Below are 20887 nucleotides of genomic sequence, written 5' to 3'. Positions count from 1 at the left end.
ACTCTATCCACTCTCCATGGTTAGTATAGTGCTGTAATCTATTAATCACTGAATCAGAAATCCAAGTGAGTAAAAACATGGCGAAAGTACGAGCTAGAGTTAATCTAAAAGTAGGGATTAAAAGTGACATTGATGCGGAGATTTTATCTTTTAGCAGACTAAAAACGGAAAAAGAGCATATAGCAGTTGTCTTCAAGCATGCTGATTTAAAAAGCAAAATTCCATTAGTACGTATGCATTCAGAGTGCCTAACTGGTGATGTTTTCCATTCGTCTCGCTGTGACTGTGGTGAACAATTAGATGAAACCATTTATAAAATGAGCAAATATGGAGGAATTATTCTTTATTTGCGTCAAGAAGGGAGAGGAATCGGATTATATAATAAAATTGATGCTTATCTACTGCAAAGTCAAGGTATGAATACTTATGAAGCTAATAATCATTTAGGATTTGGTGACGACCTTCGTGATTTCAGTGAAGCTGCTCAAATGCTGAAAGCATTGAACGTAACTAAAATTCGATTAATAACTAATAATCCCAAAAAAGTTAAAGAACTAAAAGCAAATAATATCGAAATAACTGAAGTTATAAATACTTCTGCACATATTAAGTCAGGTAATCAAGGTTATTTAAAGGCAAAAGCATCATACGGAAAACATAATTTAAAATTATAAGTGGTGTATAATTATGTCAATTAATTAAAATAACTTGAATATATTATACTCTCACTTAGAATCTACATCTTTCTTATTGGAGTTTTGAATGTCTATAAAATATCAAGTAGTTCCTGTGACTTCATTTTTCCAAAACTGTTCTATTGTCTGGTGTGATGAAACAATGGAAGGTATTGTGATAGATCCTGGTGGCGATGAAGAAAAATTAGCTAATCTTATCAATAAACTTAAGATTAAAGTTATCTGTTTGGTACTCACTCATGGTCATCTAGATCATGTCGGTGGAACACAGGCACTTTCTAGAATATTAGGTGGAATCAATATCATTGGGCCTCATAAAAAAGACAAGTTTTGGTTTAAGGCTTTAGATAAACAAAGTAAAATGTTTTCCCTTCCTATTATAGAATCTTTTGAACCTAAAGAGTGGTTAAAGGATCAAGATCAAATAAAATTTGGAAAACAAATTCTAGATGTATTTCATACCCCAGGACATACTCCTGGACACATCGTTCTATTTAACCAAAAATCTCAGTTAGCTTTTGTTGGCGATGTTTTATTTAATGGCAGTATTGGTCGAACAGATTTTCCAGGAAGTAGTCTCAATGAATTGATAAATTCAATTAAAACAAAGCTATGGCCACTAGGTGACACTGTACATTTTATATCAGGCCATGGTCCAGAGTCGACATTTGGTTACGAGCGAACATCAAATCCGGTTTTATTAAATCTAAAATGATTTTTTAAGAGAATAAGGTTTTGATTTTCTTATTCTATAACTAATTAAATAAATAATTGTGATGTATTTCAATTTTTTTCTGGATCTTTTTATCTATTTAAGGAATAATTCGCCTCCGGAAGTAATAATATCCCAATAGCCTCTATTGCATTTAAACTCTATTGCTTTACTTGATGAAGCAAGAAGTAAACTTAATATTAAGTTAGTATTGGAATTGAATAGATGCAAATGGGAATTCTTGTTAACAATATAGTAGGATTTCAATGCAAAATTCTGTGATTCAATTCAAGGAACTAGATTTAAATAACTTTATCCTTTCTGCTTTAGATGAGATGGGTTTTATAAGGCCCACTCCTATTCAGTCATCAGCTATTCCTCATTTACTAACAGGTAAAGATCTATTAGGAAAAGCCCAAACAGGCACTGGAAAAACAGCTGCATTTGCTTTACCTTTGCTTAATAAATTGAATTTTAAACAAAATAAACCAGAAGCTGTTATTCTTTCACCAACTCGTGAATTGGCAATTCAAGTAGGAGCAGAGATAAAGAATCTTGGTAAAAACCTAAATGAACTGAAAGTATTAGAAGTCTATGGCGGTGTTTCTATTTCAGATCAAATTCGTGCACTGAGATCTGGTATTAATATCGTGGTAGGGACTCCTGGTCGAATTCAAGATCTTATTAAGAGAAATTGCTTACATTTAGATGAAGTACATACTTTTATTTTAGATGAAGCTGATGAAATGTTAAACATGGGTTTTGTAGATGATGTAACTTGGATTATGGAGCATGCATCAGAAACAGCACAGCGCGTTATGTTTTCTGCAACTATACCTCCTATATTGAAAAATATTATTAAACGTTTTTTACGTAATCCTAAGTATATTGATGTAGCTGGAAAAAATCATATTGTTGAACAGGTAGAACAACAATTCTGGGTTGTAAAAGGGATTGAAAAAGATGAAGCAATCTCTCGTTTTCTTGAAACTGAAGAGACAGATGCATCTATAATATTCGTTCGTACTCGTCAAGAAACTGAACGGTTAGCTAATTGGCTAAGTAATTATGATTTTAAGGTTGCTGCTTTACATGGTGATATTCCTCAATCTCAACGTGAACGTACTGTTGAAAATATTAAGCATGGTGTAATTGATATTCTAGTTGCAACAGATGTTATTGCTCGTGGTCTTGATATTCATCGAATTACTCATGTATTTAATTATGATATTCCATTTGATGCTGAGTCCTATATTCATCGAATTGGACGTACTGGTCGTGCTGGACGTAAAGGGAAAGCGATTCTTTTAGTGCGTACAAATCAGTTACGTATGCTTAGAACTATTGAGCGCGTAATCAAATCTTCAATACAAGAAATTCAATTACCTTTACGTGATAAAATAGCAGAAATTCGTCTGATTAAATTAAGTGCAGAAATTAAAGCTGAGAAAGAGCATAAAATAATTAAAAAATTTCTTGTTTTAATTGAAAAATTAAAAACATCTTTAGAAATTGATACAGAAATGCTAGCAGCGATTCTTCTTAAACGCCAACAGGGGAAGCGTCCATTATTCTATTCTGGTTCAGATCCAATGATTACTGTCATTGAACGTGATAAATTACGTCGAAAAAAAGAATATCGTGATTCTAATAGATCTAGTAATTTAAATACTCCAGAAAATTGGGATACTTACGAACTTCAGGTAGGTCGTGATCAAGGTATTCAAGTTAAAGATATTGTTGGTGCATTAGCAAATGAATTAGGATTAACAAAAACTTCTATTGGAGCAATAAAATTAACTCAAAATCAAACGTATGTTCAATTACCCAAAATGATGAATTCTAGAATTATAGATAAACTACGTAAACTAAGAATTCGTCAAAAAGAAGCTTTTGCAGTATTATGCGATTTTAGAGGCTTTTATGAATTTCGTAGTTATCGAAATAGTGGACAGAATTATAGTAACCGCATAAACCGAAATCATAGTAGTCAAAAACGTCGAAGATTTACACGTAATCATGATTAACTTAAATTAGTGAAAACTAGAAAATATGATACATATGCATATCATCAATATACTAAAATTCAAGCTAATATTAGTTATTAGTTACTCCTATGATGAATTTACCTTCTTAAGATAAGATTTCATTATAGACTTTGGATTACTCAGGTAATTGTTTAAACCGATATTTCTTAATTTGCAAGCTAAACAATTACCGCAACCTATACCAATAATTCCATTATAACAAGTCAAGGTTTTATATCGTATCAAATCTAGAACATTATACTTATCCGCCATAGCCCATACCTCAGCTTTATTAAGTCTCATAAGTGGTGCAAGAATATTTACTTTATAATCCATTCCCTGAATTAAAGTTTTATTCATATTCTTCAAAAAAACACTCCGACAATCAGGATATCCAGATGAATCTGCTTCACATAATCCTGTAATAACTGCATCTGCACTGATTTGATAAGCATAAATTCCAGCTAAAGTTAGAAATAAAATATTTCTACCAGGTACAAATGAATTTGGCAATCCATTATTTTGTAATTGATTAGATACAGGAAGTTCTTCTCTAGTTAATGCACTAATTGTTAATTTATTTAAAAGAGTTAAATCCATCAACTTATGTGTAGTTACTTTAAAATATTGTGCTAAATTAATGGCAACCTTAATTTCTTTCCTATGCCTTTGAGCATAATCAAAAGTAACAGCATGAACTTCATCAAATTCATCTAAAGCTTTTACTAGACAAATTGTAGAATCTTGACCACCACTAAAGACAACAACTGCTTTCTTCATTATTTTTTATTTGATTCTTATTTAAACTATACTATATTCAAGTATTTATGACTTTGAATAGATAAACGCCAATTTCTTTGAATACATGTTCTAATACATAATTCTGTTGCATGTGTTTTTTGGCTAACAGGCTGTAGAGAAATAATAGTTTTATCGCTTATTTTGATACTTGATAATAGTTTATCTAATTTTTTTATATCTTTTTCTACAGCAACTGGATATTTAATTTCATCAGCTCTGTATAGAGCACTATTAAGTACTGGTAGTTTATTTTTCATCAAAAATTTTGGTGATACTGTAACCCATGTCCTTTTTGATACTCGAATCTCTGATGTACCACTAGTCTCTATTTGACAGGAACAACCTATTATTTCAAAACCATTAAGAAGTGGCCGTAAATCATAGATACAAGGTTCACCACCAGTAATTACTATATGCTTTGCTAAAAAACCTCGCTTACGATATACATCGATAATTTCTTGAGCAGAAGATAAACACCAAGATTCACTTGGATAAGTTTTATTTAAAATCTCATTTAAATCACATTGATTTTGAAAATTCACATTCCAAGTATCTTTAGTATCACACCAAGAACATCCTACAGTACAACCTTGAAGACGAACAAAAACCGATGGAATACCTGATAAGCTTCCTTCGCCTTGTATAGTTTCAAATATGTCATTAACTTTATACAAAATTGGTTAACTATGATGTTAAAATTAGAAGTATAAGATATACTTTATAATTTAAAAAAACTAGCACTTTAAGTTAAATTTAAAACTATCATGTTTACTAAAAATGATTAACTAGTAAAATACTGGATAGCCTCATGCTTGTTTACATATTACATTTTATCTAATGTATCTACTAGACAAATATTCCTTTCTGTTTTTTCCGTTTTTTGATTTTATTTATAGACGTCATCTGATAAATTTTAACAGCATTCATTAGCATGTCTAATAAAGTAGTTGTATCTTTCCAACCAAGGCAAGGATCAGTAATAGATTGACCATAAATAAGGTTATTTAAATCTTCTATTGATTGATTACCTTCTTCAATAAAACTTTCTGCCATAATTCCTGCTATATAACCTTTACCTAATTTTATTTGTTTACAAATATCTTTAGCTACATCTAATTGTTTAAAATGTTTTTTTTCACAATTAGCGTGACTACAATCAATCAATAACCGTTTAGGTAAATTAAATTTAGAAAGTTGCATACAAACATTTTCTACTGATTTGAAATCATAATTAGGACCAGAGTTCCCACCACGTAGGATAATATGTCCATATGGATTTCCACTAGTTTTATAAACTGTCATACGCCCATTATTATCTGGTAAATATAAATAATGAGAAAAATTAGATACACGAATTGCATCAATAGCAATTTTAATACCACCATTTGTTCCATTTTTAAATCCAATAGGACAAGATAATGCTGAAGCCATTTCTCGATGTCTTGGAGATTCTGTAGTTCTAGCACCAACTGCACCCCATGTAATTAGATCTGCAATATATTGCCCTGTAATCATATCAAGAAATTCAGTAGCTGTAGCTAAGCCAAGCGCATTAATATCCAATAATAATTTACGTGCTTTATATAAACCTACTTTTAATGCATATGATCCATCTAAATTTGGATCAGTAATCAATCCTTTCCAACCAATAAAAGTTCTTGGTTTTTCAAAATACGTACGCATTATAATAAATAATTGTTTTTTATATTTTTCTTGAAGTACAGATAACTGCTTAGCATATTCAAAAGAAGCTTTAGTATCATGTACTGAACAAGGGCCAACAATAACTAATAGCCTTTTATCTTGGCCAGTGAGTATTTTTTCTACTTGTTTACGAAATTGAGTTATCCTTTTTTCAATATCATTAGTAATAGGAAGTGATTTTGCTAATTCAGCGCATGTTGGCATTATGTCTAGTGCTTTAGCTTTCAATGACATAGGTTTAATAGTTTTATAATTAAATACTAAAAGTATTAACTTTAGTTAAAGGAATCAATTGATATTTAATTCTGAACTAAAATGCCAGGAAATTGATATATTAAAACTATTATTGAAATAATAAATAATCTAAATATCTATCTATTTTTGACAAGTTAGTGAATATATTTAAATATATTGATGTATAAAATTTTAATAAACACAAAAGAAATATAACCATTTCTATTTAATGTTTACGATAGTGTTATTTTCATTAAAAATTAGAAGAGAGATATTCCCCATACAAAGTTTGATATAAACCTTTTTGTTTAATTAATTCATCATGGTTGCCCATTTGAGCAATTCTACCATTATCAAGTACATATATTACATCGGCTTTTTTTACTGCCGATAATCTATGCGCAACTATAATAGTTGTTCTACCGTTTAAAAATTTAGTTAATGCATTATGTACTGCTAATTCAGTTGCAGTATCTAATGCTGAAGTGGCTTCATCCAAAATAACTAACTTGGGATTACTCAAAATCATACGGGCTATTGCTAAACGTTGACGTTGTCCTCCTGATAACCGAACTCCATTACGACCAATTTGAGTATCTAAACCACTACTTAGCTTTAATATAAAATCATCCATCTGTGCAATTTCTAATGCATTCCAAATTAATGCATCTTCATATTGATTTCCAAATGATACATTATTTCTCAATGAATCATTAAAAAGTATTGGATGTTGTAAAACAACAGAAATATTTTCTCGAATAAGCTTAAAACCTATTTCATTAGCTAATTTACCATTAAATCGAATAGTTCCTGAATTTTGAGAATTCATACCAAGTAATAATTGAATTAAAGTAGATTTACCGCTACCACTAATTCCAACCAAGGCAACTTTTTTACCTGATGGAATAATTAAACTTAAATTATTTAATATTTGATTTTCTTTATGATAATGAAAACAAATATTACTGATGTTAACTTCTATGCTATCTTTGTACTCAAATGGATTGATTTTACTTTTTGGACGATATTCTTCCTCTAATATTAGAAGTTTATTTATACGAATTAAAGCTGCTTTTGCACTATACCAAGAGAATTGAATACCTAATAATTCTTGTACAGGACCTAACATAAACCATAAATAACCAAATACAGCAAACACTTGACCAATAGTTAAATCGCTAAATAAAACCATCAACATTGCTACACTTCTAAATATTTCAAATCCAAGTAAAAATAGTAAAAATGAAAGCCTACCAGCAGCCTCAGATTGCCAAGCATATTTATCGGAATTTAAACAAATTTGATTTGCTTGAATTTTCAATTGTTCTAAAAATTTTTTTTCTTTATTATCAGCTCTAAGTTGATAAATACTATCTAATATTTCTATTAAACGATTCTGAAATTTTTCAAATGAAGAATTTTCCTGTTGCTTAAGTAGTTTAACTCTATTACCTAATTTTCCAGAAAAATAAATAACAATTGGATTAGTTAACAGAATAAATAATCCTAATCTCCATTCTAACCATAATAGAACCAGTGCAGTACCTAATACTGTTAATAAACTAATCATAAATTTACTTAATGTACTACCTATAAATTCATCAATTGTTTCAATATCTACAATTAAATGAGCATTAATTCCACCACTACCTTGAGTTTCATATTGTTTAATACTAATCTTACCTAACTTGTCAATCATCTTAACACGCATTTTATAGGTAATTGTTTTAGAAACAAAAGTAAACTGCTTACCTTGAAGAATATTCAATCCTTGACTTAAAGTGCGCATTAAGATGATTAATATTAAAGTTAACAATATATAACCAACTGAAGTTTGCATTTTCTCTGGTAACAAGTGATTCATTAGAGCTAAACCGGATCCAGGTTTTTCTAATAATACCTCATCAACCATAAGGGGCATTAATAAAGGAATTGGGACACTAACTAATGCAGCGAGAATAGCAATACCATTAGCAAAAAAAAGCTTAGATTTATATTTTTTTACCTGTTTTATTAGCCAATAATAGCTAATAGTATTACTTGTTTGGAACATTGAGAAACAAAAACACTATATTTAATTAAATGAAATATGTCCGACTAGAATTTTTAATAGATGTCCTTAGACAGTTTAATTAATGAAATAGTCTAATATTAAAAATAAAGCAACTACAATAATAAAATAACACTAATGATTAGCATTGAATATCTAATTATGCAATCAGATAAACAATAAATCTTACTTCAAGATAAATATTTAATCTAAAAATATAAAAGTTCTTTTTTTTACATTTTTATTATTTTTTGAAATAAACTTATCTAAATAAATATCTCCATTGAAACTTGGCTTACTTTTAGGCTATTTTAGAATAAAATTTCAAACATAGATTATGGAGTTTTAATTATGATGTATAGTAAAACTTTAACTCCGACTTTACTTAAAAAAATATATAAGATTATTAGAACGAAATTGCCTTCTATTACCCAAAATTTAGTAATAAAATTAGCCCAGCATCTACTTAATAATATTGCTCAAGATGATTTGATAGATCGAAATGAATATGATTTATATGGAGCTATTATTAGTTTATGGAATCATATTAATGAAAATAAAACAGAGAAAATTTCAGTAAAAGTCTTTAATCCGACAGTAAACAGACAAGGGTGGCAATCTATACATACTATTATTGAAATGGTTATGCCAGATACTCCATTTTTATTTGATTCAATTAAAATGACCCTAAATCGTTTAGATTTATCTGCTTACCTTATGCTTCATGGACCAATTCAACTTAAAAAAGATGAAAAAGGGGACATTGTTGATATAAATGAAGGATATGGTCGGTTTCAATCCTTATTTCATATAGAAATCAATCGTCTAAATGATGATGAAAAAATCATATCACTTAAAAATGAATTACATAGAATACTAAAAGACGTCAATTTAATTGTAAAAGACTGGGCGTTAATGCTTAAAAAATTAAAACAAATAATCAATGAAATTGAAATTAAAAAAAATACTTTCCCCATTAAAGATATATACTATGATGATGTAGTACAGTTTTTACATTGGTTAGGTGACGATAATTTTACTTTTATGGGTTACAAAGAATATGATCTTGCAACTATTGATGATGAGACTGAACTAAAACCAACTGATGAAAAAGGATTAGGTCTATTTACATATGAACGATATATTAGAGGGGTAAAATTAACTGATTTTCCCGATTCAGCTTATCTTAAAGCTAAACAACCATTTTTTCTAATTTTAACAAAAGGAAGTTCACAATCTCAAATTCACCGTCCAGCATATACCGATTATATTGGTATAAAAAAATTTAATGATAAAGGAAAAGTGATAGGTGAACATCGATTTACTGGCCTTTATACTTCTGCTGTTTATAATCAAAGTATTAATAATATTCCTCTTGTTAAGCAAAAAGTTATTCGCATTCTTAAATCTAGTGGTCACCGTAAAGCTTCATATTCATATTCATATAAAGCATTACATAATATTTTAGAAAATTATCCTCGCGATGAACTACTTCAAGCAAAAGAAAACGAATTATTAGAAATAGCTATGGGTGTTTTACATATGAAAGAACGCGATTTACTGCGTCTTTTTATCCGTAAAGACCCATTTGGTCGGTTTTTCAGTTGCATGGTATATATTACTAAGGAACGGTATAATACAGAGCTACGTCGACAGATGCAATGTATTTTTCAAGAATATTTTAATTCTACAAAAGAAGTTGAATTTACAACGTATTTCTCAGAAAGATCTTTAGCTAGAACTCATTATATTATTCGTGTTGATAATAATAATATAAACTTAGATATTAAAAAAATAGAACAAAATCTAATTGAAGTATCTTCCACTTGGGATGATAGACTATCAAAGGCTATTATAATGAATTTTGGAGAAAGTAAAGGACTATCACTTTCTAAAAAATATATGAAAATCTTTCCTCGTTCATACAAAGAAAGTGTAATGCCAGGTTCTGCAGTAATAGATATAGAACATTTAGAAAAACTAAATGATAAAAATAAATTTGAAATGCTTCTTTATAGACCACAGGAGATAAGGGCAGAGTCAAAAATAGTACGTTTAAAATTATATCATCAAAACCATCTAATTCACTTATCTGATGTAATGCCTATGCTAGAAAATTTAAATTTAAGGGTAATTAGAGAGTCTCCTTATGAAGTTTCTAAATTAGGAAGAAAAATAGGAAGAAAAAAATATTGGATTTTAGATTTTTTAATGTTACATAACAGCGAAAACATTATAGACTTCCACTCAGCTAAAGAACGTTTTCAACAAGCTTTTTCTGAAATTTTATCTGGTAATTCAGAAAATGATGGTTTTAACAGATTAATTTTAAATGCTTCTTTATCTGTAAGAGAAATTTCTATTTTACGTGCTTACGCCTCTTACATGCGTCAAGTTGGCTTTCCATTTAGTCTTCAATACATTGAAGATACATTGAATCATTATCCTGAAGTAGCCAAAAATCTAATAAACCTTTTTATAATGAGATTTGATCCAAAATTAAATAGCAATCCAGAATACCTTCTCAAAGATCTCAAAAAACATCTTAGGCATATAGATAATTTAGATGATGATCGAATTATTCGGCGATATATAGAAATAATCCTTGCTACGCTTCGTACAAACTATTACCAAAAAGATGAATATAATAAATCTAAAGCTTGGTTGTCATTAAAAATCAAACCAAATAAAATTGCTGATATTCCAAAACCAATTCCTGAATTTGAAATTTTTGTTTATGCATCAGATATGGAAGGTGTACATTTGCGTGGAGGGAAAATTGCGCGTGGAGGAGTACGTTGGTCAGATCGCCAAGAGGATTTTCGTACAGAAATACTTGGGTTACTAAAAGCTCAACAAGTTAAAAATACTGTGATTGTTCCTGTTGGAGCAAAAGGTGGTTTTATTTGTAAAAAACAACATATGTTATTATCTAGCAATGAGATTTTTAAAGAAGCTCAACATTGCTATAAACGTTTTATTAAAGCATTGCTAGATATTACTGATAACATTATTGAAGGAAAAACAGTAACTCCAAAAAATGTAGTTTGTTATGATTCAGATGATCCATACTTAGTAGTAGCAGCTGATAAAGGAACTTCAAGTTTTTCTGATTTAGCTAATTCTTTATCAAAACAATACAATTTTTGGCTTGGTGATGCATTTGCATCTGGTGGTTCTAATGGTTACGACCATAAATCTATTGGAATCACAGCTAAAGGGGTCTGGGAATCAGTTAAACGTCATTTTCGAGAAATTGGTATAAATTATCAAACTAAATACTTTACTGCTATAGGTATAGGTGATATGGGAGGCGATGTGTTTGGTAATGGCATGCTTCTATCTAAACATATTCTTTTACAAGCTGCATTCAATCATACGGATATATTTATAGACCCTAATCCAGAACCGAATGCTAGCTGGAAAGAACGAAATCGTTTATTCAATATTTCTAATTCTAGTTGGAAAGATTATAATCCTAATATACTTTCTAAAGGTGGTGGAATTTTCTCAAGGTATTCTAAATCTATCTTTTTAACAAAAGAAATGCAAAACATGTTAAGTACTAAAAAGATTTCTATGTCATCTAATGAGCTGATTAAATCAATTCTATCTATGAAGGCAGATCTTCTTTGGAATGGTGGAGTAGGAACGTATGTTAAAGCATCTAACGAAAAACATATAGATGTAGGAGATCATTCTAATGATATGTTACGTATTGATGCCTGTAACTTAAAAGCTAAAGTTGTTGCTGAAGGTGGCAATTTGGGCATGACTCAACTTGGACGAATTGAATATGCACTTCTTGGCGGTCAAGTAAATACTGATTTTGTTGATAATGTAAGTGGTGTAGCTTGCTCAGATAATGAAGTAAATATTAAAATTCTATTGAATTCTCTTATGCAAAATGGTGATCTTACCATAAAACAAAGAAACAATATTCTATCTTCTATGGAAAGTGAAGTAAATAAAATTGTGTTAAATGATGCTTATTGTCAATCAGAATCAATTTCAGTCACTGAGTATCAAGGTATTTCATCAATAAAAGAACAAATTAGGTTTATTCATGTTATGGAAAGATCGGGATATTTGGATCGAACTTTAGAAAATATTCCTGATGATGAAACTTTGCTAGAACGAGCAAAACAAGGAATGTCTTTAACAAAACCAGAATTATCTATTTTAATTGCATATAGCAAAATGATTCTAAAGAATAAACTAGTGCATAAAAATATTATCAATGATCAATTTCACTCCGAAAAATTATTAATTTACTTTCCAATGAAGTTAGGATACAAATATTCTTCATGTCTAAAGAAACATCCACTTCGTTCAGAGATAATTTCAACTGTTCTTGCTAATCAGATGGTTAATGAAATGGGGTATAATTTTGTAACACGTCTTCAAGAAGAAACCGGAGCAAATATTGCTGATATAACTAATTCATACGTTGCTGCAAGAGAAATATATAACTTAGGTCTAGCATTAAAAGAAATACGACAGTTAGATAATATTGCAAATACTAAAACTCAATACGATATTATATCCTACATAAGGAGGACATTGCGCGGTTTATCTCGTTGGTTATTAAGAAATCATGCAGGAGGGGAAAAATCAGTAAAAGAAATAATTTCGCTATACCAGGTTGATATTCAAATAATTACTAAAAATCTTGACAAGATACTTGTAGCTCATGAGGTTGATGAACATAATATCACGGCAAAACTTTGGATAGAGAAAGGGATTTCTGAGAAACTGGCTAATTATATCGCTCGTTTATCTAGTTTATATTCTGTACTTGACATATCAACAATTGCTAGACAAAAAGGGACGGATATTCAGCAAACTGCTAAATTATACTATTACCTAGGCAATAAACTTTCATTGCATTGGTTTTTAAAACAAATAAATAATCAAGCGGTTGATAATAATTGGCAAGATCTAGCTAAAGCAGCATTTCGTGAAGACTTAAATTGGCAACAACGACAGTTAACTCGACAAGTATTAAGTTGTAAATGTAAATCTGAGATTGAAAATTTTGATGCAATAAGAACTTTAGATAAATGGCTGGAAACTAATAAACTTTCTTTAAATCGTTGGAAAAATGTTTTAAACGAATTTAAAGTAGGTTCGGTACATGAATTTGCTAAATTTTCCGTCGCACTAAGAGAATTAATGCTATTAAATTTAATTTGTACTAAAAATTAAATAAATATGCTACATATTTTTAATATATTGTTTTGGAGATATGATGAATCGTATAGTTAGAGATTTAATGTTTCTTTTTGATCCTGAAAAAACACATAATCTAATTATTCAAATCCTTAAGTATTTTGGTGGTACCCCACTTGACTGGATTTATCGTCAACGCCTACCTCATCGTCCTATTAAATGTATGGGATTAAATTTTAGAAATCCTGTTGGTTTAGCTGCAGGATTTGATAAAAATGGAGAATGTTTAGAAGCTCTGGATGCAATGGGATTTGGATTTGTTGAAGTAGGAACTGTTACTCCGAGACCACAATTTGGCAATGATAAACCCCGTCTATTTAGACTCATTGAGGCCCAAGGGATGATAAATAGAATGGGATTTAATAACCTTGGTGTCGATCATCTTGTAGAAAATATTAAATCTGCTAAATTTTCTTTTGTACTTGGAGTTAATATTGGAAAAAATGAAGGCACACCAATCGAAAAATCAGAAAAAGATTACTTAATTTGCATGGAAAAAGTATATGAATATGCCGATTATATTACAATTAATATATCATCTCCTAATACAGAAAAACTTCGTTCTCTTCAATATGGTGAATCTTTAAATAATCTACTTACTGTTTTGAAGATTAAGCAGAAAGAATTACTAAAAAAACATGCAAAGTACGTACCTTTAACTATTAAAATTTCACCAGATCTTAATCCTCATGAAATTAGTAAAATTTGCCAATCATTAATAAAAAACAATATTGATGGAGTTATTGCTACAAATACCACTCTTGATAAAACTGTTGTTAATAGGATGAAATATGCTAATGAAATAGGTGGACTAAGTGGTAAACCTATTCAAACATCTAGTACAAAAATAGTTCTTCATTTACATAAAGAACTTGGTAATGATATCCCAATTATTGGAGTAGGTGGAGTTGATTCTTGTATTTCTGCAAGAGAAAAATTGATTTCAGGAGCTACATTAATTCAGATTTATTCCGGTTTTATATATTATGGACCTAAATTATTAAAAGAAATTATAAAAAATCTTTAAAAATTTTTCTTTATATCACAAGCAAATCGTTATACGAAGGTTCTAAAATTGATTTTTCAGAATAAATTATTTAAAACAGCAAACATAACTTTCATTATGATTTGGACAGTAAGTGTTAACGCAGCACTATATAAAGTTGTTGAGGTTATAGTTCCTAGTGAAATATCTAATTTAGGAAAGTATACTCAAACTCGTGGTGTTGCCATTTTACCCAGTTTTAAAGGAGGTGCACTAGGCTGCTTTGGTACTTATTGCGAATCTCTAGATTTTCCATTAGCAGGCGAAACAAGAATCCATATTGATGCCTATAATTATCGTGAAGAATCACCGTTTTCTATGGATCGATCATTTAAATATATTCAAAAAGATGTAGACTTTGAAAATTATTGTTATCAAGAACTCTTATACGCTACGTGTTCTTCTTGGGCTAATAAACACTGGATCGCAAGAAAGAAAGAATTAGAAGGTAGCACAATCTCCAATGCATTGGCATTTGTAGAGTATCATGTTGATGCTTTTCCTAATGAGTTAAACAATGTTATTAACGGATTAACAAGCTCAGCTAAACCTATTGGCAATCAAAGTATCATAGGAAAAACTCGTAATCGAATAGTATCTCCTATTTATCCAAAAAATAATACCTCATTAAAAGATTGGAAAGAAGGACGAGCATGGGCAATCGATAATACAAATACTTATGCTGTTGGTAGCATTTCTCGTGAAAAATCTAATATAAATGGGGTACATTATACTTCAAAAGCTGCTATTTGGAAAAATGGAGAAGAGCCAATTGAATTGAATTGGCCAAGCAATACTGAAAATAGCAATGAGTTTCTTGCCCAAGGAAGTATGAGAGATATTGTTATTAGCGATGGCTATATTTATGGTGTTGGCTTCAATTCATACGAACAAAACAACTATTATAATGCTACTGTATTTAAAACTTCTGTTGAAAATTACGATACTCCAAGTAATTGGTTGTCTATTCTCATTAAAAACACTCAATCTAAAATTAATGGTGAATTAATTTACAGTAATTCAGTAGCGAAATCCATTAACAATAACTTAGTTATTATAGGAACAGCAAAGCGATCAGGCAGTAAACCATACAAAGGTTCAGCTAGTAATCGAATTTTTGTTATCGATGATGCTTCAGCTTTAGAGCCATATGCTATTTTTTTATCCGGTGGTATTTTTTTTGATGGAGCAGGAGGTAAGGTAGGTTCTATTAATAACTATAATGAAATTGTTGGTCAGTTAGATATGGAAAATATAAGAGAAAAAGATGGAAAACCAAGACGAAAACGTGCGTTTATTTATCCATATCAGGGAAATGGAACCAATAGTATCCGTTCATCTATCTTTAATGATCGAGCTTATTTCCTTGATGATTTAACTTATGGCGACACTTTAAATACACCTAATGGTACTTCTTCATCAAATAATTTTTATCGTATCTTAGACGCAACTGATATTAATGATGCAGGAGTTATCTCAGGTACAGCAATTAAATGTACTGATTTAAATAACAATCCAAAAGAATATGATAATTATACTCATAATTCACATTGTGACGGAACAGAACGCATTGTAGCAGTTAAATTAATACCTATTCATAACACAAATCAGATAGATATAAAAACTCGTGCATGGGACGAAATACAAACATTTGAAAGACAACATGCTGGCAGTTTGGTATGGTTAGCATTGCTCTACCCATTTATTTTTCTTATAAGAAAAATAAGAAAAAAATAATCTTAAAAGATCAAAACCAAAACCTGTTTTATTTGTTGCTTTACTTTTAAATTAAAAAGATGAAGTATCTTGAAATAAACCTACTTTAAGACCTTTAGCTAAGTAAATTTCTTTTCCATCAACTAAAACTCGACCATCAGCTAATCCCATAACTAATCTACGTTTTACTGAACGTCTGATATGAATTTCATAAACTACTTTTTTTGAAGTTGGCAGTATTTGGCTTAAAAACTTAACTTCACCAACACCTAGTGCGCGCCCTTTACCTTTTCCTCCAATCCATCCAAGAAAGAATCCAACAAGTTGCCACATCGCATCGAGACCAAGACAACCAGGCATTACAGGATCATCAAGGAAGTGGCAATCAAAAAACCAAAGGTCTGGAGTAATATCGAGTTCAGCTAATATTAAACCTTTGCCAAAATCACCTAAAGTTTCAGAAATTTTAGTTACTCTATCTATCATCAGCATGCTTGGTGCTGGTAATTGTGGATAACCAAAACCAAATAACTTGCCTTGGCTAGAATCTAATAGATCATTACGGCTATACGAATCAGGTTTATTTTGCATTATCAATCACTCCAATTTTCTTTAGATTGCATGTTAGTTAATGAGGACGATCTTAACAACTCCGATCAGTAATTATCCAAGATGCTTAAAAAGCATTTTAATATTATTAATGCAATTTTATTCTGTTTTTTTGATAAAAATTTTGATAAAAAATTACACCATAACTTTATGTTAAACATGTTAAATATGAAATAAAAAATTTTAAAAAACTAGAATCTAAATGGTCCTATTTAAATTAAAAATAAATGGAATTTAGTAGAAAATATTACTAAGCATACTTATACTGATAAAGTCACTAGTACTATTGATAAATTTTTTAATCCAATATTCTTACTAAATTGGATTGATAAGCGTATGTCTTTTAGCTTAAAAAAGTAAAATGGATTAGGCGACACGAGCTCAACGAAAATGTTACTTTAATAATAAACATTACGAAACTAAGAAAAAATCACTTGACATTGATTATTCAGTATGGAAAGGAAACTTTCTTATCAAATAAACTAGATCTTACATTATCTGATACACATAGAATATGTTTTATTTGAATTATCTGAAAACAAAAAACTAATTTTGCTTTAATATTCAAAATGAACTAAAAAGTGGTTTATTAGAGATAATAAATACATTATCTTTTTATATTACAAGCATCTAGAAGGTTTAGGAAGACCTGCTAGCTTAGCTGCTTGCTGAGCTGGACCTTTTTTAAATAATTTAAATAGATACTTACTATTCCCTTTTGTTTTACCATGAACCTTTTCAATAGCTTTCACAAGAATTCTCATTGTAGGGGAAATGTTAAACTTTTTATAAAATTCTCTAATAAAATAAATAACTTCCATATGTTCATCAGTAAGTTCAATATTTTCTTCTTTAGCTAAGATTATAACCATACCGATATCCCATTGCTTGTAATCAAGTAAAAACCCCTCTAAATCAGTACGAACTAATTTACCATTGTATTTCATAAAAAATATTATATCTCTAATATTAATAAGTAAAAAGAATTAATAAATATCCATCAATTTTGATATATCAGATAAGTATTAACATAATATATATAATGTGCTCTAGATTTTATTTCGTACTAGATTTATTAAAAAATTCTTGACGAGCAGATTTACTTTTCTTGAAAATGCCCCCAAGTGCAGTTGTACTTGTCTCGCTTGTAACATCTACAATTCCACGAGATTTTACACAATAATGAACAGCATCAATAACAACTGCGACATCACTGGACTCTAACAAAGTTTGCAATGCAAGTAAAATTTGTTCTGTCATACGTTCTTGAACCTGAGGCCTTTTTGAGAAAAAATGCACAATACGATTTATCTTAGAAAGACCAATAATTTTCCTTTTTGGAACGTATCCTATAGCTGCTTTTCCATCTATAGTGATGAAATGATGTTCGCAAGTACTAGTTAAACTAATATTTTTTATAAAAACCATTTCAGTAATATTCATTTTATTCTCAATCAGAGTAATTTTAGGAAAATTTTGGTAATACAGACCAGAAAACACTTCATCCATATACATTGATGCAACACGGAATGGAGTATCCTTTAAACTGTCGTCCATCAAATTTAATCCTAAAAGGCCAAGAACTTCACGAATATGATACTCAATCTTTTCTTTTTTTACTTTATAATTCAAGTTCAACTGATCAAGAGACATTGGTGTTTCTAGCCCGCTAGATTCTAACGCATTTTTTACTAACTTAGCTGCTCGGCTAAGGTCTAATAATGTTTTACTTTTTTCCACCTACAGAACCCCCTTGGTGATATACAGTTTCTTTTTTCTATACTGCCCTTAGCAAGCAAATATATTATACTAAATATATATGGATTTTTTTTACAAATTGCCATTTGCAAAATACACTTAATTTTACCTATTAAGTTTACTAATTTAGATAATAATTTACTGGCACTAACTTTGTAAATTAATTCCTCTTTAGATAAGGTATTTTATGTATAGGTCAATTCTTTTCATTATTATAATATTATTCGCAAATGATATATTTTCTTCACCATTTGATACTTGTGCTAGCGAAGCATACTTATTTCAAGGAGATCCTGTCCAAGTATACGGTGTTAATTTAGCAACTGGTAAAACAAATGTGCTTGAAACAAATACTGGAGTAAATGCCAATATTAATGCTATTGGTTTTAACTACCAAGATCGGTATATTTATGGTTATGATACAATGAACCTTCGAGTTGTACGATTAGGAAAAAATTTTCAAGTAGAAGCCTTAACAGTAATAGGACTTCCATCTCATATATTCTATGTTGGTGATGTTTATAATCATACTTTATATTTATATCACCAAAATAAAGGATTATTTCAAATTAAATTAGATCCTTTAGATGAGAATCCAATGGCAACTTTAGTTCTCGAAAAAATTACCAGTGTAGCTACCATAGCCTTAACAGATTTTGCTTTTCATCCTGTTAACGGAAAATTATATGGTGTAGATAACAATACTGGCGGTTTATATCAACTAGATACTCAAACTGGTGGAGAAAACTATATTGGTAATATTGGAGTAACAGGAACATTCGGCGCAGGTTATTTTGATTCTAATGGCAATTATTATATTTCTAGAAATTCTGATGGTAATATTTTTCGAATCAATCTATCGGATTACGATAATCTAAATAATGAATCAATTCAAGCTGAAATATTCTCTTATGGACCATATTCTAGTCAAAATGACGGTGCTCGTTGTGCTAATGCACCTATTGTTAAATCAAATTCAAATATTGATTTTGGCGATGCTCCTAATAGTTATTCTACACTTTTAGATTCTAATGGTCCTCGTCATGGTATTAGTTCTTCCTTTTATCTTGGTTCAATACCACCAGATGGTGAAAAAGATGGATTACTTACTCCTTTAGATGACAATAAACTAAACCAAAAAGATGAAGATGGTATTATTTTTATCACTGCTATTGAACCTGGTATGGATACCTTAGTTTCTATCCAAGCATCAAGATCCGGTTATCTTTCTGCATGGTTAGACTGGAATCAAGATGGAGATTTTCAAGATCTAGAAGAAAAAATATTTTCAGATCTTCAACTTGTATCAGGCAGTAACATTTTACGATTGCCAGTACCAAACCATGCAAATATTGGTTCTACTTGGAGTCGTTTTCGATTCAGTGATCAAACCAATATTGATTTTTTTGGAGGAGCACAAAAAGGTGAAGTAGAGGATCATCAAATTCTTATTACAGAAAATGGGATTGCTGTACGCTACTACCCAAATGAATCTGGCTATATCACTGTTGCATTTGAAGATAATTGGCCTCATAAAGCAGATTATGATATGAATGATCTTGTAGTTCGTTACCGTGTAACTGAATCATTAAAGAATAAAAAAATAAATCATATAATAATACAAGGATACCTAGCTGCATATGGAGCTGGTTATCATAATGGTTTTGGAATCCGACTTTCAGGTCTTAATCGAACAGATATTGATAATTCACTTACATCAATGAAACACAATGGTATAATACAAGCATCTAATGGATTAGAAACAATATCCAATGAAGCAATTTTTATAATATCCAATGATATGTCTCAGCTTATTCCTAAACAGTGTGAATATTTTCGTACTCAACAAAACTGTCAAGAATTAATTAATTTTTCATTTGAATTAAATATTTTTACTAAAGAAGACTCTGATACATCTACATTAATAGATATGCCTTATGATCCATTTATTTTTGCAACACCAAACCGCTATCATGGTGAAGAAATTACCTTTCAACCAGGAAGAAAATGGGAAGTACATCTTGCTGACCAAGCACCTACTGAACAATTTGATTGGCTTAATTTATTTACTGTTGGCCTTGATAGTAGCAATCCTAATGAAAATAGGTACTTTAAAACGACTGGTAATTTACCTTGGGCTCTAATGGTAACAAATGAATGGAAGTGGCCTCAAGAACGAGTTGATCTGATTACTGCTTATCCTGATTTTGCTAGATATGCTGAATCAGCTGGTCAAGAAAAACAGAACTGGCATTTGGAAATTAATGCAATTGCTGATAAGATTTACAATCAGGAAAATTAATA

14 protein-coding genes are annotated in these 20887 nt (G+C 30.0%); 7 read left to right on the top strand and 7 right to left on the bottom strand.

What is annotated here, in order from left to right; all coding sequences use genetic code 11:
- Positions 1 to 77: 77 nt before the first annotated feature.
- The 3 genes from O1U_RS00265 (at position 78) to O1U_RS00255 (ending at position 3434) form a co-directional block, all read left to right on the top strand.
- The gene (locus tag O1U_RS00265) at positions 78 to 674 is read left to right on the top strand and encodes a GTP cyclohydrolase II (protein ID WP_016503413.1); all 597 of its coding nucleotides are present in this window, start codon (positions 78 to 80) and stop codon (positions 672 to 674) included.
- An 88-nt stretch (positions 675 to 762) separates the two neighbouring features.
- A complete protein-coding gene (locus O1U_RS00260) occupies positions 763 to 1410 on the top strand; it encodes an MBL fold metallo-hydrolase (RefSeq protein ID WP_016503412.1) in 648 nt (215 codons plus the stop codon).
- Between the two features lie 263 nt (positions 1411 to 1673).
- Positions 1674 to 3434: a DEAD/DEAH box helicase gene (locus O1U_RS00255; RefSeq protein WP_016503411.1), complete on the top strand. Its 1761-nt coding sequence runs from the start codon at positions 1674 to 1676 to the stop codon at positions 3432 to 3434.
- An 87-nt stretch (positions 3435 to 3521) separates the two neighbouring features.
- Here O1U_RS00255 and queC read toward each other — a convergent pair whose 3' ends face one another.
- The 4 genes from queC to O1U_RS00235 all read right to left on the bottom strand — a co-directional run bounded on the left by queC (position 3522) and on the right by O1U_RS00235 (position 8226).
- Positions 3522 to 4214, bottom strand: coding sequence for a 7-cyano-7-deazaguanine synthase QueC (queC, locus tag O1U_RS00250; protein WP_016503410.1), 693 nt, complete (start codon positions 4212 to 4214; stop codon positions 3522 to 3524).
- 26 nt (positions 4215 to 4240) lie between these two features.
- Positions 4241 to 4909, bottom strand: coding sequence for a 7-carboxy-7-deazaguanine synthase QueE (gene queE / locus O1U_RS00245; protein WP_016503409.1), 669 nt, complete (start codon positions 4907 to 4909; stop codon positions 4241 to 4243).
- Positions 4910 to 5081: 172 nt separating this feature from the next.
- Positions 5082 to 6173, bottom strand: coding sequence for a 3-deoxy-7-phosphoheptulonate synthase (locus O1U_RS00240; protein ID WP_016503408.1), 1092 nt, complete (start codon positions 6171 to 6173; stop codon positions 5082 to 5084).
- Between the two features lie 253 nt (positions 6174 to 6426).
- A complete protein-coding gene (locus O1U_RS00235; protein ID WP_016503407.1) occupies positions 6427 to 8226 on the bottom strand; it encodes an ABC transporter ATP-binding protein in 1800 nt (599 codons plus the stop codon).
- Between the two features lie 348 nt (positions 8227 to 8574).
- Here O1U_RS00235 and O1U_RS00230 point away from each other — a divergent pair, with 348 nt between their 5' ends.
- The 3 genes from O1U_RS00230 (at position 8575) to O1U_RS00220 (ending at position 16237) form a co-directional block, all read left to right on the top strand.
- Positions 8575 to 13431 carry an NAD-glutamate dehydrogenase gene (locus tag O1U_RS00230; protein WP_016503406.1) on the top strand — a complete coding sequence of 1619 codons (4857 nt, stop codon included), beginning with the start codon at positions 8575 to 8577 and terminating at the stop codon, positions 13429 to 13431.
- A gap of 40 nt (positions 13432 to 13471) precedes the next feature.
- Positions 13472 to 14482: a quinone-dependent dihydroorotate dehydrogenase gene (gene pyrD, locus O1U_RS00225; protein WP_034411426.1), complete on the top strand. Its 1011-nt coding sequence runs from the start codon at positions 13472 to 13474 to the stop codon at positions 14480 to 14482.
- 96 nt (positions 14483 to 14578) lie between these two features.
- Complete coding sequence (locus tag O1U_RS00220) at positions 14579 to 16237, top strand: DUF3466 family protein (RefSeq protein ID WP_051348143.1); 1659 nt, start codon at positions 14579 to 14581, stop codon at positions 16235 to 16237.
- Positions 16238 to 16288: 51 nt separating this feature from the next.
- On the opposite strand, the gene fabA is transcribed toward O1U_RS00220, so the two are convergent.
- The 3 genes from fabA to folE all read right to left on the bottom strand — a co-directional run bounded on the left by fabA (position 16289) and on the right by folE (position 18565).
- A complete protein-coding gene (gene fabA, locus O1U_RS00215) occupies positions 16289 to 16807 on the bottom strand; it encodes a bifunctional 3-hydroxydecanoyl-ACP dehydratase/trans-2-decenoyl-ACP isomerase (RefSeq protein ID WP_016503403.1) in 519 nt (172 codons plus the stop codon).
- Positions 16808 to 17445: 638 nt separating this feature from the next.
- A complete protein-coding gene (locus O1U_RS00210) occupies positions 17446 to 17772 on the bottom strand; it encodes a TusE/DsrC/DsvC family sulfur relay protein (protein ID WP_016503402.1) in 327 nt (108 codons plus the stop codon).
- 109 nt (positions 17773 to 17881) lie between these two features.
- Positions 17882 to 18565 carry a GTP cyclohydrolase I FolE gene (gene folE / locus O1U_RS00205; RefSeq protein ID WP_016503401.1) on the bottom strand — a complete coding sequence of 228 codons (684 nt, stop codon included), beginning with the start codon at positions 18563 to 18565 and terminating at the stop codon, positions 17882 to 17884.
- Positions 18566 to 18770: 205 nt separating this feature from the next.
- Between folE and O1U_RS00200 the strand changes: the two genes are divergently transcribed.
- Positions 18771 to 20885 (top strand): LruC domain-containing protein, encoded by a 2115-nt coding sequence (locus tag O1U_RS00200; protein WP_016503400.1) that lies wholly within the window; start codon positions 18771 to 18773, stop codon positions 20883 to 20885.
- The last annotated feature ends 2 nt before the right edge of the window (positions 20886 to 20887 follow it).

The sequence above is a fragment of the Candidatus Photodesmus katoptron Akat1 genome (assembly GCF_000478685.1).
GTDB lineage: Bacteria > Pseudomonadota > Gammaproteobacteria > Enterobacterales > Vibrionaceae > Vibrio > Vibrio anomalopis.
This window is presented reverse-complemented; position numbering and strand designations above follow the sequence as displayed.